This window comes from Arthrobacter sp. SD1074B, from assembly GCF_056780195.1.
The window spans coordinates 1,023,723-1,038,893 of record NZ_JBRAZT010000001.1 but is presented as its reverse complement, the minus strand read 5'-3'; the positions used below and the strand labels follow the sequence as shown (position 1 = coordinate 1,038,893).

Here is a 15,171-nt window from a genome sequence, read left to right as displayed (position 1 = left end):
AAGCGCCACAGCCCGTGCGGTCTGGGACCGTCCGGGCCGTGGCGCTTAGCGGCGGAAGTTAGGCCTTCGGGCTGGCTGCGGACTCAACCTTCAGCTTGCCGTCGGCGATGTCCTTCTTGATCTGCTCCAGCTCGGACTTCAGTTCGGCCGGAACCTGGGAATCCATGTCGTGGAACGGAGCCAGCTGGACGCCGTCGTTCGCGAGGGTGCCGACGTACGGCGCGTTGGTGAACTTGCCGTCCTTGTCTTCCTTCACAACGGTCTCAACGGCCTCGCCCATCTGCTTCATGACGGAGGAGAGCATGATGTCCTTGTAATCCGGGGCGGTGAGGAAACCGTCGGAGTCAACCCAGATGAGCTTGACGTCCTTGCCGGCAGCCTTGGCCTCCTTCAGTGCGGCGCCTGCACCCTTGCCGACCGGACCGGCGACGGGCATCACGATATCCGCGCCCTGGTCCAGGAAGTTCTGGGTGAACTGCTTGCCCTTGTCCTGCTTCTCGAAGTCACCGGTGAAGGAGCCGTCCTGCTTGGCCTTGTCCCAGCCAAGAACCTTGACGTTCTTGCCCTTCTTCTCGTTGTAGTACTTCACGCCGTCGGCGTAGCCGTCCATGAAGATGGTGACGGTGGGGATCTTGATGCCGCCGAAGGTCGCGACGGTGCCGGTCTTGGTGGTGCCGGCTGCGAGGTAGCCGGCCAGGAAGGCGGCCTGGGCCGTGTCGTAGATGATCGGCTTGACGTTGGCGATCGGCTTGTCGTAGCCGAAGTCGATGATCGCGAAGTGCTTGTCCGGGTTCGCGGTGGCCTGCGCCTTGGTGGCGTCGCCGAGCAGGAAGCCGACCGTGACGGTCAGGTCGCAGCCGGCCGTGACCATGGCGCGCAGGTTCGGCTCGAAGTCGTTGTTGGTCTTCGATTCGACCTGGTTGACCTTGATGCCCAGGTCCTTTTCGGCCTTCTTCAGGCCCTCGTAGGAGGACTGGTTGAACGACTGGTCGTCGAATCCACCGGAGTCGGACACGATGCAGCCCGTGTAGTCGGTGGCGCTGGCGCTGGCGCTGCTGCTGGCGGTCGGGGCAGCGCCGCAGCCGGTGAGCAGCAGGGCGGCCGCACCTGCGGTGGCGACGCCGGCCATTGAACCGCGCTTGAAGTTTGCGCGCAGTGAGTTCTTCAAAGTTCCTCCAGGAAGAAAGAGATAGGCGCTACGACGGAAGTTCAATGAGTGTCTGCTTCCGGTTTTCCCCCGAAACACTGTTGTCACTGACGGATTCGCAGCACTGCGCCGAGGCGCACTGATGGAAGCTACTTTAGTGTCATGGAACACGTCGAGTAACACACTTCACAGCCGTTTCCCAGATTGTTGAGAACTTGTTACCAACCGGTACCTCCCACCCTGCGCGAACGTACACTTGGGGCCCCGAAATCTTACGAAATCGGGGCCCCAAGTGTCCGTTCGCGCCCTGTTCTTCAGGGCGGCCAGGTCAGATGCGGACGAGCATCTTTCCGGTGTTGGCGCCGTCCAGCAGGTCCATGAAGGCCTGCGGTGCATTCTCCAGCCCGTCCACCACAGTCTCGTCGTAGCGGACGGTGCCGTCGGCCAGCCAGCCGGAGAGCTTCTCGACGAACTCGCCCATGTACTGCCAGTAACCGCCGACCAGGAAGCCCTTGAGGGTGAGCTGCTTGCCGATGGCCAGCATCAGGTTCCGCGGGGCCGGCGTCGGCTCGGTGGAGTTGTACTGGGCGATGGCGCCGCACATGGCGACGCGGCCGCCGACGTTGAGCACGGACAGCGCGGCCTCAAGGTGCTCGCCGCCGACGTTGTCGAAGTAGACGTCGATACCCTTCTCCCCCGCGGCCTCCTTCAGCAGGTCGCGGACCGGGCCGTCGTGGTAGTTGAAGGCGGCGTCGAAGCCGAGCTCCAGCAGGCGGGCCACCTTCTCCGGGGTGCCGGCGCTGCCGATCACCCGGGAAGCACCCATGGCCTTGGCAATCTGCCCCACCAGGGAGCCGACGGCGCCGGCTGCGCCGGAGACGAAGACGGCCTCGCCGGGCTTAAACTCGGCGACCTTGAGCAGTCCGGCGTAGGCGGTCAGGCCTGTCATGCCGAGGGCGCCCAGGAAGGCCGACGCCGGGGCCAGGTCGGTGCGGGCCGGCGTCGTCGCGGCGGCGTCCAGGACGGCGTACTCACGCCAACCGAGGCTGTGCACCACAGTGTCCCCCACCGCGCGGTCGGTTGAGCGGGAAGCGATGACCTCGCCGACGGCTCCGCCCTCCATGGCGGTGTCCAGGGCGAACGGCGCGGAGTAGGACTTAACGTCATTCATCCGGCCGCGCATGTACGGGTCTACCGAGATGAAGAGGTTGCGGACCAGGACCTGGCCGTCCTGCAGCTCCGGCAGCGCAGACTCGGCCAGCCGGAAGTTCTCCGGCACGGGACGGCCGTGCGGGCGGGACGCCAGCTGGATCTCGCGGGTGATGGCGGGGAGGGTGGTGGTTTCGGTGCTCATGCGGCGACCTCCAGGATCGTGATGTCTACGGTGATGTTGCCTCGGGTGGCGTTGGAGTACGGGCAGACTTCGTGTGCCTTCGCGACGAGGGCCTCGGCGGTTTCGCGGTCCACAGCGGGAAGGGCGATCTCAAGTTCGGCGGCGATACCGTAGCCGGTACCGCCGTCGAGGGCGCCCAGGTGGATCTTGGCGGCGACGGCGGAATCCGTCAGGTCCGCTTTTTGCTGGCGTCCGACCAGGCGCAGCGCCGAGTGGAAGCAGGCGGCGTAGCCGGCGGCGAAGAGCTGCTCGGGATTGGTGCCTTCGCCGTTGCCGCCCAGTTCCACCGGGCTGGCCAGGGTGAGGTTGAGTTTGCCGTCGGACGTCTGCGCGGTGCCGTCGCGGCCTTCGCCGGAGGCCAGCGCTTCGGCCGTATAGAGAGTCTTCATAGGATTCCGATCTGTTGGGAAGTCAGGGGCGTTTTATGAGGCGAGGGTTTTTGGAGCGAGGGGCGGCGCTCAGCGGCCGGCGTGCAGCGCGGCGGTGAGCCGGCCCAGCGTTTCGCGGAGCTGGTCGAGTTCCGCGGCGGAGAGCCCTGCGGCCTCGGCGAGCCGCTGCGGGATTCCGGTCGCGCGGGCGCTCAGGGCGGCGCCGTCCTCGGTGAGGAACACCTCCACGCGCCGCTCGTCCGCGGCGGACCGCCGTCGTTCCACGAGCCCCAGCGCCTCGAGCCGCTTCAGCAGCGGCGAGAGCGTCCCGGAGTCCAGGCCGAGCTCCTCGCCGAGTTCGCGGACGCTGCGGGGGTGGCCTTCCCAGAGCACCATCATCACGAGGTATTGCGGGTAGGTCAGCCCGAGTTCCTCCAGCATTGGACGGTACGCAGCGGTGGCGGCCCGGGAGGCGGAGTACATGGCGAAGCACACCTGCCGATCAAGGCGGGGCGCGTCAAGGCCGGGAGCGTCGAGGGGATCGTTTTTAGCCACCCAAGAACGGTAGCCCACAATTGAATTGTGCACAACTTAATAGGCGCGGGTTAGAGGCCGAACGGACACTTGAGGCCCCGAAATCGCGGATTTCAGGGCCTCAAGTGTACGTTCGCGCTAGGGCGGGGGCCTCAAGTGTCCGTTCGCGCGGAGGGCGGGGGTTAGAGGTCGCGGAGGGTGCGGAGGGCCGCGGCCGCGAGCACCTGGATGCCGAGGCCCAGGGCCCGTTCGTCCAGGATGTAATCGCCGCGGTGCAGGTCATACTCTTCGCCGCCCGGCGTCTTCGTGCCGAGCCGCATCATGGCACCCGGCAAATCCGCCAGGAACCAGGCGAAGTCCTCGCCGCCCATGGACTGCGGCGTCAGCACCACCGAGCTCTCGCCGATTTCGGCACGGGCCGCGGCCTCGATCAGTGCTGTCTCGTGTTCGGAGTTGACCACCGGCGGCACGCCGCGGGTGTGCTCCAGGTGCACGTCGACGCCGTAGGGCGCGGCGATCTGCTGGACCACCTCGTCGAGGATCTCCCCCGCGCTGTGCCAGGCGTCGCGGTCCAGGCAGCGCATGGTGCCGGCCATGTAACCGCTCGCGGGAATGGCGTTCGGCGCCGAGCCGGCGGAGATGTGTCCCCACACTACGGACACGCCGCTGCGCACATCCACGCGGCGGGACAGGACGGCCGGGACGTTGACGGCGATCTGCGCGAGGGCGAAGACGAGTTCCTCGGTCAGGTGCGGGCGCGAGGTGTGGCCGCCGCGGCCGGTCAGTTCGATCTTGATGGTGTCCGACGCGGAGGTGATGGCGCCGATCCGGGTGCCGATCTTGCCGACCTCAATCCGTGGGTCGCAGTGCAGTGCCAGGATCCGCGGCACCCCTTCCAGCACACCCTGCTCGATGCATGCGTGCGCTCCGCCGGGCATGGTCTCCTCGGCCGGCTGGAAGATGATCCGCACCGTGCCGCCCAGCGGCGAGGACTCGTGCATGCGCTGCAGGATCAGGGCGATGCCCAGCATGGTGGTGGTGTGGACGTCGTGGCCGCAGGCGTGCGTCACCCCGTGGTTTTTGGACGCGAACGGCAGCCCGGTTTCCTCGATGATGGGCAGGGCGTCGATGTCGCCCCGGAGCGCCGCGGCGATGGGCCCCTCGCCGACGTCGACCGTGAGCCCTGTGCCCTCGAGCCGGCGCGGCGCCAGGCCGGCGGCTTCGAGCCGCTGGGCCAGCTTGTCCGTGGTGCGGAACTCCTTGAAGGACAGTTCCGGGTGCGCGTGCAGGTCGCGGCGGAAGGCGATCAGCTCCGGCAGGAGTGGCTCCAGCCACGGCCCCACAAGGGTGGTTGGCTCAGCTTCAGTAGTGTAATTGCGCACACAATTACTCTAGCGAGAGTCGGAAAAATAGCGGCATCGCGGTCGGAGGGTTACGCCGTAGCGGTGCGGAGCCGGGCCCAGCCAGGTCAGCCTAGAGCACGTCCGTGTCGCCGCTGGCCTTCAGCGCGTCCACCGCCGCCTTGACCCGCTGGGAATGCGCCTTTGTGGTGACGAGCAGCGCATCCGGCGTGTCCACGATCACCACGTCCTTGATGCCGATCAGGGCGATCACCCGCTTGGTGTCGGTGACGACCACGCCGCTGGCGTTCTCGGTGAACACCCGGGCGCCCTCGCCGATCACGGTGACGTCGTCGACTTCCTTGGCGCTGTTGAGCCGGCCCACCGAGGCAAAGTCTCCGACGTCGTCCCAGCGGAACGTGCCGGGCACGACGGCGACGTCCCCGGCCGCCGCGGCTGGCTCGGCGACCGCGTAGTCGATGGCGATCTTGGGCAGGGTGGGCCAGACACGGGCGGTGACCTCGTCGCGCAGCGGGGTGTCCCAGGCCTTGGCGATCTCCTGCAGGCCGGCGAAAAGCTCCGGCTGGTTGGCTTCCAGGTGCTTGAGCATCAGCGAGACCGGGGCGACGAACATGCCGGCGTTCCAGACGTATTCGCCGCTGTCCAAGTACTGCTGGGCGACTTCCTCGCTGGGCTTTTCGACGAATTCGACGACGGTGTGGGCGCTGGGGGCGCCGGGCACACTCAGCTTGTCGCCGGCCCGGATGTAGCCGAAGCCGGTGGACGGGTGCGTGGGCTTGATGCCGATGGTGACGATCTTGCCGGCGGCCGCGGTGTAGATGGCCTCGCGGACGGCATCCTGGAACAGCGAGTCGGGGCTGATGACCTGGTCCGCGGCGAAGGAACCCATGATGGTCTCCGGATTGCGCCCGTGCAGGATGGCCGCGGCGAGGCCGATGGCGGCGCCCGAATCCTTCGGCTCGCTCTCCAGCACGAGGTCCGCTTCGTCCACCTCAGGCAGCTGCCGGCACACGGCCTCCCGGTGCGCCGTCCCGGTGACGACCAGCACGTGGCTGCCCGCAAGGGGCTCCAGCCGGTCGTACGTGGCACGCAGCAAGGTGCTGCCGGACCCGGTGAGGTCGTGCAGGAACTTCGGGGCGGCGGCCCGGGACAGCGGCCAGAGCCGGGTTCCCACACCGCCTGCCGGAATCACCGCGATGAAGCGCGTCAGCGGGGAGTCCGCCGCAGCGCCCTCGGGTGAAACGTGGCTGTCCATATTATCTGTAGTCATCACGGGCTACTTTAGCCGAACCCCGCCTATTGGCCCCGGGGCACGCACGCGGGGCGGGAAGAATGGCCGCTCGTGCTGTATACGCACTGCCCCGTTACGGAATGGTCCGCGGCCACCGGCAAATGTGGCGTTCGTCTCAAAACCGGCCGAAAACCGCGCCGGGCGCCGTCACCATCGATCCGCTGAATTGAATAAGCTGACAGCGAAGCCTAGATTTAGGCTTGAGCTTACGAGTGCTCTCGCAGCAGGCGTTCCCCCCGCGTGGATCCCATGCCAGCGCCGCTGTGTTGCAGGGAGGTTTATTCAGTGCCGACAAAACCAGCTGGCACCTTGTACCGCGGCCGTGAAGGCATGTGGTCCTGGGTTGGACACCGCGTTACCGGTGTAGTGATCTTTTTCTTCTTGTTGGTCCACGTGCTGGACACCTCATTGGTGCGTGTGTCCCCCGAGGCCTACACCGCCGTGATCGGTGCCTACAAGAACCCCCTTATGGCCCTGGGTGAAACGGGCCTTGTCGCAGCGATCGTCTTCCACGCCTTCAACGGCCTGCGGATCATCGCCGTCGACTTCTGGAAGAAGGGCGCGAAGTACCAGCGCCAGATGCTGTGGACGGTCCTGGCCCTCTGGGTCGTCGTCATGGTCGGCTTCTCCATCCGCCACCTGTCCCTCGCCCTCGGAGGTCACTAAGCCATGAGTGCAACGCAGATCCAGAGCCCGCGCAGCGGTAAAGGCACCGGCGGCAAGATTGCTCCGCAGTACCGCCGCAGCGGCTCCTCCAAGGGCAACTTCGAAATGCTGGCATGGCTCTTCATGCGGCTTTCCGGCGTCGTCCTCGTGGTCCTCATCTTTGGCCACCTGACCGTCAACCTGCTGGTGGGCGAAGGCATCCACGCAATCGACTTCGGTTTCGTCGCCGGCAAGTGGGCCGATCCGTTCTGGCAGGTCTGGGACCTGGCCATGCTGTGGCTCGCCATGCTGCACGGCACCAACGGCGTGCGCACCATCATCAACGACTACGCCGAAAAGGACGCGACGCGTCTCTGGCTGAAGATCGTGCTCTACGCGGCCGCCGCGGCCATCATCATCCTCGGCACCCTGGTGATCTTCACCTTCAACCCGTGCCCCGTGGTCGACGGCGTGCAGCTGCCCGGCGGGTTCTGCCCCGCCCCGTAGCGGCCCGGTCCCCCGGGCGCTGATCCCTGCCTGCCCGCGCGGGCCTAGGATCGCAAGACTTCACTGCGCAGGCTCCGCCGGCGGTGTTTACAGCGAATTTTGAGAGAAAGAGCATCTGGTATGCAGGTCCATAAGTACGACGTCGTCATTGTCGGTGCCGGTGGCGCTGGCATGCGCGCCGCGATCGAATCCGGTCAGCGTGCGCGAACAGCAGTACTGACCAAGCTTTACCCCACGCGCTCCCACACCGGCGCGGCGCAGGGCGGCATGTGTGCGGCCCTCGCCAACGTCGAGGAAGACAACTGGGAGTGGCACACCTTCGACACCATCAAGGGCGGCGACTACCTGGTGGACCAGGACGCCGCCGAGGTCATGGCGAAGGAAGCAATCGACGCCGTCCTGGACCTTGAGAAGATGGGCCTGCCGTTCAACCGCACGCCCGAGGGCCGGATCGACCAGCGCCGCTTCGGCGGCCACACCCGCGACCACGGCAAGGCCCCGGTCCGCCGCGCCTGCTACGCCGCTGACCGCACCGGCCACATGATCCTGCAGACGCTCTACCAAAACTGCGTCAAGCACAACGTCGAGTTCTACAACGAGTACTACGTCCTGGACCTCCTGACCGTCGAGGAAGACGCGGTCCGCGAGGACGGCACCCCGTACAAGCAGAAGCGCGTCGCCGGCGTCGTCTCCTACGACCTCGCCTCCGGCGAGCTGCACGTCTTCCAGGCCAAGTCCGTGGTGTTCGCCTCGGGCGGCGCCGGCAAGGTCTTCAAGACCACCTCCAACGCCCACACCCTGACCGGTGACGGGATGGGCATCGCGTTCCGCCGCGGTATCCCGCTGGAGGACATGGAATTCTTCCAGTTCCACCCGACCGGCCTGGCCGGGCTGGGCATCCTGCTCTCCGAGGCCGCCCGCGGCGAGGGCGCGATCCTGCGCAACTCCGAGGGTGAGCGCTTCATGGAGCGTTACGCCCCCACCATCAAGGACCTCGCCCCGCGCGACATCGTGGCCCGGTCCATGGCCAACGAAGTCCGGGAAGGCCGCGGCTGCGGCCCGAACAAGGACTACGTGCTGCTGGACCTGACCCACCTGGAGCCTGCGCACATCGACGCCAAGCTGCCGGACATCACCGAGTTCGCCCGCACCTACCTGGGTGTGGAGCCGTACACAGAGCCGGTGCCGGTCTTCCCGACGGCGCACTACGCCATGGGCGGCATCCCCACCAACATCAGCGCCGAGGTCCTCCAGGACAACGACACCGTCGTCCCGGGTCTCTACGCCGCCGGTGAGGTTGCCTGCGTTTCGGTGCACGGTTCCAACCGCCTGGGCACCAACTCGCTGCTGGACATCAACGTCTTCGGCAAGCGGGCCGGCATTGCCGCCGCGGAATACGCCAAGACCGCCGACTTCGTGGAACTGCCCGCGGATCCGGAGGCGTACACGCTGAACCTGCTGGAGCACGTCCGCACCGCCGACGGCACCGAGAAGGTGGCCCAGATCCGCAAGGAACTGCAGGACACCATGGACGCCAACATGCAGGTGTTCCGCACCGCCGAGACGCTGAACCAGGTCCTGAAGGACATCGCGTCCTTCGAGGAGCGGTACCAGCGGATCAGCGTCCAGGACAAGGGCAAGCGCTTCAACCTGGACCTGCTCGAGGCCGTGGAGCTGGGCTTCCTGCTGGAGCTCGCCAAGGTCATGACCGTGGCGGCCCTGCACCGCGAGGAATCCCGCGGCGGGCACTTCCGCGAGGACTTCCCCGAGCGCGACGACGAAAAATTCATGAAGCACTCCATGGCGTACAAGGATGACCACGCCCCGGCGGACGGTTCCGCCGAGGCGATTGCCGGCATCCGGCTGGCCACCAAACCGGTGGTCTTTACGCGCTACGAGCCGATGGTGAGGAAGTACTAAGATGACCGCTGAACTCGCTGAGCCAGCCTCCAAGATCGAACTGCCCGCCGGCGTCGGCGGCGGCGGGGACATCCCCTCCTTCGACGTCCACCTGCGCGTGCGCCGTTACAACCCGGAGGTCTCCGATGAGTCCACCTGGGACGACTTCCACGTCACCATGTACGGCACGGACCGTGTCCTGGACGCCCTGCACAAGATCAAATGGGAAATCGACGGCAGCGTCTCCTTCCGCCGGTCCTGCGCCCATGGCGTCTGCGGCTCCGATGCGATGCGCATCAACGGCCGCAACCGCCTCGCCTGCAAGACCCTGCTGAAGGACCTGGACACCACCAAGCCCATCACGGTCGAGCCGATCAAGGGCCTGCCGGTGGAAAAGGACCTGATCGTGGACATGGAGCCGTTCTTCCAGTCCTTCCGCGAAGTCATGCCCTTCCTGATCAACCGCGGCCACGAGCCCACCAAGGAACGCCTGCAGTCCGCCGAGGACCGCGAGCGGTTCGACGACACCACCAAGTGCATCCTGTGCGCCGCGTGCACCTCGTCCTGCCCGGTGTTCTGGACCGACGGCCAGTACTTCGGCCCGGCCGCGATCGTCAACGCGCACCGCTTCATCTTCGATTCCCGCGATGATGCCGGCGACATGCGCCTGGAGATCCTCAACGACAAGGAAGGCGTGTGGCGCTGCCGCACCACCTTCAACTGCACCGAGGCGTGCCCCCGCGGCATCCAGGTCACGCAGGCCATCGCCGAGGTCAAGCAGGCCATCTTGTCCCGCAAGATCTAGCACCCGCACCACAGCACCAGCCCTAACGACGACGGCGGCGCCTCCCACCTTCCGGTGGGGGCGCCGCCGTCGTTTCCCGGCCACGCACCCGCCGGCACAACCGGCGCGCACGACCCGCCCGCACGACCCGCCCAGATGAAAGGGGACGAACGTGTCCCGCTCCGAAAAAGTCAGCTTCGAAGGTTCCACCGGGGAGCTGCTCTCCGGCATCCTCGACGTCCCCGAGGGCCCGGTGAAGGGCTGGGGCGTGTTCTCGCACGGCTTCACGCTGGGCAAGGACAGCCCTTCGGCCTCCCGGATGTGCAAGGCGCTGGCGGACAACGGGGTGGGCATGCTCCGCTTCGACAACCTCGGCCTGGGCGAGTCCGCGGGGCTCTGGTCCGAGGGGTCCTTCAGCCACAAGGTTGCGGATACAGTCAAGGCCGCCGAGTTCATGCGCGACTCCGGCCGGCCCGTCTCGCTCCTCGTGGGGCACTCCTTCGGTGGCGCCGCGGTGCTGGCGGCCGCCGGGAGCATCCCGGAGCTCGACGCCGTCGCCACGGTCGGTGCGCCGTTCTCGCCCAAGCACGTCGCGCACGTCTTCGACGCCGCGCTGGACCGGATCCTGAGCGAGGGCAGCGCCGAGGTGGACCTGGGCGGCAAACGCGTGGAGATCCGTCGGCATTTCGTCGAGGACCTGGAGAACGCGGACCTGACCGACTGCATCCGGCGGCTGCACAAGCCCCTGATGGTGCTGCACTCCCCTACCGACAACACGGTGGGGATCGACAATGCCAGCAGCATCTTCCAGACCGCGCGGCACCCGCGCAGCTTCGTCTCGCTTGAGGGCTCCGACCATCTGCTCACCGGCAAGGGACAGGCGGCCCGCGCGGCGAAGATTATTTCGGCGTGGGCCGACCAGTACCTCGACGCCGGAAGCTAGCCGCCGGGCGGCGGTGTTCCCGCGGCTCTACCGGGGTCTTCCCCGGCTGCACCCGGCGGGCACCCCAGCCGGTCGTGGCCACGGCCGTTCCGGTGCTGAGGTCCTCTTCACGCACCGCGGACCACGCGGCCGAGACGAGGTAGACCTGGCTGACCAGGTTGAACCAGATGAGCAGGCCGATGATGATGGCAAAAGGCGCCAGGATGGGGTTCCGGCCGGCGCTGGCGAGCAGCTCGGCGCTGAAGATCTGCAGCACACTGGTGCCCACTGCAGCCAGGATAGTGCCTTCCAGCAGGGCGCGGCGCCGCAGTTTCAGGCCGCCGGCGAGCCGGAACATAATCAGCGCCGTCACCCAGCCCAGCACCAGCGGCACCGCGATTTTGATGGAGGTGGTCAGCGGACCGGCCAACAGCGGGTCGAGGTGGAGCTGCTCGGCCACCCATCCGGCGGCGGTGCCGAAGACCAGCGAGGCGCCGGCGCTGATCACCAGGGCGACGCCGAGCAGCAGGAGGGTGCCGGCGTCGTGCAGTTTCAACAGGACCGGGTTCGTCTTGAGCGGCCCGAGCCGCATGACGCCGCGCAGGCCGTCGCGCAGGCCGCCGATCCAGCCCAGCGAGGTCACCACGGTGACGACAGCGGCTATCACGGCCGTCCAGCCGAGGCCGTTCGGGTTCAGCAGTTGCTGCGGGTCCACCAGCCCGTCCCGACCGCCGACCTTCAGGAGGCCGGGGGCCGCCCTCGCGACGCTCTTGATGATCTGGCCCACGAGCACGGGCTGGGCGCTCAGGAAGAGCCCCGCCACGGAGAATCCGGTGGCCAGCAAACCGGTGATGGAGAAGAACATCCGGAATCCGATGCCTGCACTCAGCAGCGGGCCGTGCTGCAGGTTGTAGTGCTGGAAGGCGCGCAGCGGACGGAGGGTATTGAGCCGGGCCAGCAGCCAGGGCACCATCGCCATTAGCCGCGCCGGTCCGGCGGACCGCCGCGCTTTGCCCCATTCCACCCGTTTGCGGATGACTTCCAGTTTCAAGCCGGCAAGATCAGTGGGAAGAGGAGGGTCAGCGGGTGCCTGCTGCACCGGCCGCGCCTCGGTGGTCGTCAGGTTCGGTGCCAAAATCAAGCTCTTCCCGTAGCTGCCAGATGCCGTTGTCGTCGTGCTCGTAGAGTCCCATGCTAGCCACCGGGAAGCTGGCCCTGTAATCCTTGAGCGCCGTTTCGGCCTCGTCGAGGCTTTCCGGGGCCACGTCGTGGGCGACCGTGACGTGCGGGTGGTAGGCGAACGGGAGTTCGCGGTCCAGCGGCCCGGCCTGGAGCTGCCGGTGCAGGTTGACGCACTCGCCGAAGCCGTCTTCGACGTTCAGGAAGACCACCGGCGAGACCGGCCGGAAGGAACCGGTACCGGCGATCGTCACGGTGAACGGTTCCTGGTGGCGCGCCACCTCGCGGACGTGGCTGCGTGTGGCCTCCCAATCCTGTGTCACGGTCGTGGTGACGAGCGTGATGTGCGCCGGGATGGTCGCGGCCATCGGGTCGCCGAACGAGGCCCGCCAGCGCTGCAGTTCCTCGGCGATCTCCGGCGGGAAGCCCAGGATGACGCCGATGCTGATGCCTTCATCCGGGGTTCCTCCGTTGTCCGTTGCCGCAGGCTCGTGGGGTGCTGCGGCGGGACTGTTGCGCGCGCCGTGGTGGCTGCCGCGCCCGGTGTCGCTGGCGGTGACTTTGCTGGCGGAGGACATTGCGCTAGTGGACTCCCCGTGCTCCGGCGTAGGGAAGGAAGCCAACCTTGGCGTAGACGTCCCGGAGGGTCACCGAGGCGATCTCCCGGGCCTTGTCCGCGCCCAGGGCGAGCAGCCGGTCCAGCTCCGCGGGATCGTCCAGCAGCTCGTTCGCCCGGTCCCGGATCGGACTCAGGTGCTCCGTGACCACCTGAGCGAGGTCCACCTTGAGGTGGCCGTACATTTTGCCCTCGTACGCGGCGACGAGCTGCTCCACGGTGCGGCCGCTGATGGCCGAGTAGATGGTCAGCAGGTTGGAGACGCCGGGCTTGTTGTCCCGGTCGAAGCGGATTTCGGTTTCCGCGTCGGTCACGGCGGATTTGATCCGCTTGGCGATCACTTTGGGCTCGTCCAGCAGGTTGATCAGGCCGGCCGGCGACTCCGCGGACTTCGACATCTTCGCCGTCGGGTTCTGCAGGTCGTAAATCTTGGCCGACTCCTTCTGGATGAAGGGCCGGGGCACCGTGAACGTCTCACCGAAGCGGGAGTTGAAGCGCTGCGCGAGGTCCCGGCTCAGCTCCACGTGCTGGCGCTGGTCCTCCCCCACCGGAACGCCCTGCGGCTGGTACAGCAGAATGTCCGCGGCCTGCAGGATCGGGTAGGTGAAAAGTCCCACGCTGGCCTGGTCCGAGCCCTGCTTCAGGGCCTTGTCCTTGAACTGGGTCATCCGGGAGGCCTCGCCGAAGCCGGTGATGCAGTTCAGCACCCAGGCCAGCTGGGCGTGCTCCGGGACCTGGGACTGGACGAAGAGCGTGCATTTGTCCACGTCGACGCCGCCGGCAATATACTGCGCGGCGGTGACGCGGGTGCGGTGGGCCAGCTCGGCAGGATCCTGCGGCACCGTGATGGCGTGCAGGTCCGGGATGAAGAAGACGGCGTCGTATTCGTCCTGCATCCGGACCCAGTTCACCAGGGCGCCCAGGTAGTTGCCGAGGTGCAGCGAGTCTGCGGAGGGCTGCATGCCGGAAAGGATGCGGTGCCTGGCTCCGGGGACCGCCGCAGCGTGTCCGGCGGGTGAGACGGCCGCGTCAAGTGCGACGCCGGCGTCGGCGCCAGTCAGGGTCGACGCGTTTGAAGGAGAGGTCATGGGAAAAACCTTAAGACTAGAGCCGGTAGTCCACTACCAGCGGGGCATGGTCGGAGAAGCGTGTGTCCCAGGACGGCGCCCGGTCAACAACTGCTGACACCGCGGCGGCGGCGAGAGCGGGCGTGGCCATGTGGTAGTCAATGCGCCAGCCGGTGTCGTTGTCGAAGGCCTGTCCCCTCTGCGACCACCAAGTGTAGGGGCCGTCGACGGTACCCGCCAGGCCCCTGTGAACATCCTTCCAGCCGATTTCCTCGCCGAAGAAGCGGTCAAAGTAGGCACGCTCCTCTGGCAGGAAGCCGGCACGTTTGACGTTGCCTTTCCAGTTCCTGATGTCCAGCTCGGTGTGGCCGACGTTGAGGTCGCCCACCACCAGGGCATGGTCGCTGTGCTTGGCCAGTTCCGGCAGCCGGGTGGACATCACGTCCAGGAAGCGGAACTTGTCGTCCTGCTTGGGGGTGACGGCCTCGCCGGAGTGCACATACGCGCTCGCTACGGTCAGCTGCGAGGCCTGGCCCCCGGCGTCACGGACGATGTAGTCGGCCTCGACCCAGCGGCCGGCCGTGGCGAAGTAGTCATCGCCGATGCCGTTGCGGGTGGCGACGGGTTCGGTGCGCGAGGCGATGGCGACGCCGGCGCGGCCCTTGGCTTCGGCCTCGGCGTGCAGGATGTGCCAGCCGCCGCCGAGCAGTTCACGGACGACCGCGTCAGGCGCGCGCACCTCCTGGAGGCAAAGGATATCCACGTCCCGCGGCGCCAGCCATTCCGCCATGCCCTTTTTGTAGGCGGCGCGGAGGCCGTTGACGTTTACCGATGCGATGCGAAGGTGGTCCTTCTTCAATGCCGAGCTCACCCGCTCCACTCTAGTCGATGATGGTTCCGCGGACCGGCTCGTCGGTGCCGCCCGCGGACTTGATCATGTCCCGCGCGTTGGTGGCCGTGATCTCTATGGTTTCGAGTGCGCGGCGGATGGTGTCCTGGTCCGCGGCGCCGCCCTTGGCGCGTTCCTGCTCCACCACACGGACCTGCACCTGGACAATTTTAAAGGAGTGGTCCAGCTTCATGTCGCGGATGTCGTCGGTTTCGCGGCGGTCACCAACGAGGCGCGTGCCGCCGTGGTCGGCGCTGCCCGACGACGGCGCCCGGCCCACCGCGGAGTTGAACGCGTTCTGCGCCTCGTTCAGCTTGGCGCCGGCCTTCTTGGCAGCGCGCTGGATGCTGAACACCACAAAGGCAGCCAGCGCGAGCCAGAAGGCGGCGATGACCGCGACAACCCAGCCCACGACGTCGTTCTGGTTCGCCGCGAAGATGACGGCCACCAGGAAGGCGATGATGAAGACCGTCATCCCGAGTCCGCTGAGGCGGAACATCGAGAACTTTCCGGTGGCGGCGTTGAACGCGGAGGGCTTGGCAGAAGGGTTGTCCAGAGATCGCATGCGC

The 15,171-nt window shown here is 67.0% G+C and carries 16 protein-coding genes; 5 read left to right on the top strand and 11 right to left on the bottom strand.

Going from position 1 to position 15,171, the window contains the following annotated elements:
* Nucleotides 1-58 precede the first annotated feature (58 nt).
* The 6 genes from ACUYM2_RS04980 to ACUYM2_RS04955 form a co-directional block, all read right to left on the bottom strand.
* The gene (locus ACUYM2_RS04980; RefSeq protein WP_481599071.1) at nt 59-1,168 is read right to left on the bottom strand and encodes a BMP family lipoprotein; all 1,110 of its coding nucleotides are present in this window, start codon (nt 1,166-1,168) and stop codon (nt 59-61) included.
* 307 nt (nt 1,169-1,475) lie between these two features.
* Nucleotides 1,476-2,501, bottom strand: a complete 1,026-nt coding sequence (locus tag ACUYM2_RS04975) for an NADP-dependent oxidoreductase (protein WP_481599070.1) — start codon at nt 2,499-2,501, stop codon at nt 1,476-1,478.
* Nucleotides 2,498-2,929 (bottom strand): organic hydroperoxide resistance protein, encoded by a 432-nt coding sequence (locus tag ACUYM2_RS04970; protein WP_481599069.1) that lies wholly within the window; start codon nt 2,927-2,929, stop codon nt 2,498-2,500. The genes ACUYM2_RS04975 and ACUYM2_RS04970 overlap by 4 nt, the downstream gene beginning before the upstream one ends.
* 69 nt (nt 2,930-2,998) lie before the next feature.
* Nucleotides 2,999-3,391 carry a MarR family winged helix-turn-helix transcriptional regulator gene (locus ACUYM2_RS04965; RefSeq protein ID WP_481601404.1) on the bottom strand — a complete coding sequence of 131 codons (393 nt, stop codon included), beginning with the start codon at nt 3,389-3,391 and terminating at the stop codon, nt 2,999-3,001.
* Between the two features lie 233 nt (nt 3,392-3,624).
* Nucleotides 3,625-4,824 carry an amidohydrolase gene (locus tag ACUYM2_RS04960; RefSeq protein WP_481599068.1) on the bottom strand — a complete coding sequence of 400 codons (1,200 nt, stop codon included), beginning with the start codon at nt 4,822-4,824 and terminating at the stop codon, nt 3,625-3,627.
* A gap of 91 nt (nt 4,825-4,915) precedes the next feature.
* Complete coding sequence (locus ACUYM2_RS04955; RefSeq protein ID WP_481599067.1) at nt 4,916-6,073, bottom strand: mannose-1-phosphate guanylyltransferase; 1,158 nt, start codon at nt 6,071-6,073, stop codon at nt 4,916-4,918.
* A gap of 306 nt (nt 6,074-6,379) precedes the next feature.
* On the opposite strand from ACUYM2_RS04955, the gene sdhC reads away from it, so the two are divergent.
* The 5 genes from sdhC (at nt 6,380) to ACUYM2_RS04930 (ending at nt 10,872) form a co-directional block, all read left to right on the top strand.
* On the top strand, nt 6,380-6,760 hold the full coding sequence (gene sdhC / locus ACUYM2_RS04950; protein WP_082575171.1) for a succinate dehydrogenase, cytochrome b556 subunit: 381 nt from the start codon (nt 6,380-6,382) through the stop codon (nt 6,758-6,760).
* 3 nt (nt 6,761-6,763) lie between these two features.
* Nucleotides 6,764-7,246, top strand: a complete 483-nt coding sequence (locus tag ACUYM2_RS04945; protein WP_481599066.1) for a succinate dehydrogenase hydrophobic membrane anchor subunit — start codon at nt 6,764-6,766, stop codon at nt 7,244-7,246.
* A gap of 120 nt (nt 7,247-7,366) precedes the next feature.
* Nucleotides 7,367-9,166: a succinate dehydrogenase flavoprotein subunit gene (gene sdhA, locus ACUYM2_RS04940; protein ID WP_476861851.1), complete on the top strand. Its 1,800-nt coding sequence runs from the start codon at nt 7,367-7,369 to the stop codon at nt 9,164-9,166.
* A 1-nt stretch (nt 9,167) separates the two neighbouring features.
* Nucleotides 9,168-9,950 carry a succinate dehydrogenase iron-sulfur subunit gene (locus tag ACUYM2_RS04935; protein ID WP_481599065.1) on the top strand — a complete coding sequence of 261 codons (783 nt, stop codon included), beginning with the start codon at nt 9,168-9,170 and terminating at the stop codon, nt 9,948-9,950.
* A 151-nt stretch (nt 9,951-10,101) separates the two neighbouring features.
* A complete protein-coding gene (locus ACUYM2_RS04930; RefSeq protein ID WP_481599064.1) occupies nt 10,102-10,872 on the top strand; it encodes an alpha/beta hydrolase family protein in 771 nt (256 codons plus the stop codon).
* Here the strand turns inward: ACUYM2_RS04930 and ACUYM2_RS04925 are convergent.
* From ACUYM2_RS04925 to ACUYM2_RS04905, 5 genes are read right to left on the bottom strand one after another with little or no spacing between them, the layout of a single operon-like run.
* The gene (locus ACUYM2_RS04925; RefSeq protein WP_481601403.1) at nt 10,829-11,875 is read right to left on the bottom strand and encodes a YihY/virulence factor BrkB family protein; all 1,047 of its coding nucleotides are present in this window, start codon (nt 11,873-11,875) and stop codon (nt 10,829-10,831) included. The genes ACUYM2_RS04930 and ACUYM2_RS04925 overlap by 44 nt on opposite strands.
* A 55-nt stretch (nt 11,876-11,930) precedes the next feature.
* Nucleotides 11,931-12,608 carry a 2'-5' RNA ligase family protein gene (locus tag ACUYM2_RS04920; RefSeq protein ID WP_481599063.1) on the bottom strand — a complete coding sequence of 226 codons (678 nt, stop codon included), beginning with the start codon at nt 12,606-12,608 and terminating at the stop codon, nt 11,931-11,933.
* Nucleotides 12,609-12,612: 4 nt separating this feature from the next.
* Complete coding sequence (gene trpS, locus ACUYM2_RS04915; RefSeq protein ID WP_481599062.1) at nt 12,613-13,734, bottom strand: tryptophan--tRNA ligase; 1,122 nt, start codon at nt 13,732-13,734, stop codon at nt 12,613-12,615.
* Between the two features lie 16 nt (nt 13,735-13,750).
* A complete protein-coding gene (locus ACUYM2_RS04910) occupies nt 13,751-14,584 on the bottom strand; it encodes an exodeoxyribonuclease III (protein ID WP_481599061.1) in 834 nt (277 codons plus the stop codon).
* A gap of 10 nt (nt 14,585-14,594) precedes the next feature.
* Nucleotides 14,595-15,167 carry a hypothetical protein gene (locus ACUYM2_RS04905; protein WP_481599060.1) on the bottom strand — a complete coding sequence of 191 codons (573 nt, stop codon included), beginning with the start codon at nt 15,165-15,167 and terminating at the stop codon, nt 14,595-14,597.
* Nucleotides 15,168-15,171 lie beyond the last annotated feature (4 nt).

What these genes read in the sequence shown, in the direction of transcription:
- ACUYM2_RS04975 (WP_481599070.1), bottom strand. Translation starts at nt 2,501, where the DNA reads ATGAGCACCGAAACCACCACCCTCCCCGCCATCACCCGCGAGATCCAG.
- ACUYM2_RS04970 (WP_481599069.1), bottom strand. Translation starts at nt 2,929, where the DNA reads ATGAAGACTCTCTATACGGCCGAAGCGCTGGCCTCCGGCGAAGGCCGC.
- ACUYM2_RS04965 (WP_481601404.1), bottom strand. Translation starts at nt 3,391, where the DNA reads ATGTACTCCGCCTCCCGGGCCGCCACCGCTGCGTACCGTCCAATGCTG.
- ACUYM2_RS04955 (WP_481599067.1), bottom strand. Translation starts at nt 6,073, where the DNA reads ATGACTACAGATAATATGGACAGCCACGTTTCACCCGAGGGCGCTGCG.
- ACUYM2_RS04945 (WP_481599066.1), top strand. Translation starts at nt 6,764, where the DNA reads ATGAGTGCAACGCAGATCCAGAGCCCGCGCAGCGGTAAAGGCACCGGC.
- sdhA (WP_476861851.1), top strand. Translation starts at nt 7,367, where the DNA reads ATGCAGGTCCATAAGTACGACGTCGTCATTGTCGGTGCCGGTGGCGCT.
- ACUYM2_RS04935 (WP_481599065.1), top strand. Translation starts at nt 9,168, where the DNA reads ATGACCGCTGAACTCGCTGAGCCAGCCTCCAAGATCGAACTGCCCGCC.
- ACUYM2_RS04920 (WP_481599063.1), bottom strand. Translation starts at nt 12,608, where the DNA reads ATGTCCTCCGCCAGCAAAGTCACCGCCAGCGACACCGGGCGCGGCAGC.
- trpS (WP_481599062.1), bottom strand. Translation starts at nt 13,734, where the DNA reads ATGACCTCTCCTTCAAACGCGTCGACCCTGACTGGCGCCGACGCCGGC.
- ACUYM2_RS04905 (WP_481599060.1), bottom strand. Translation starts at nt 15,167, where the DNA reads ATGCGATCTCTGGACAACCCTTCTGCCAAGCCCTCCGCGTTCAACGCC.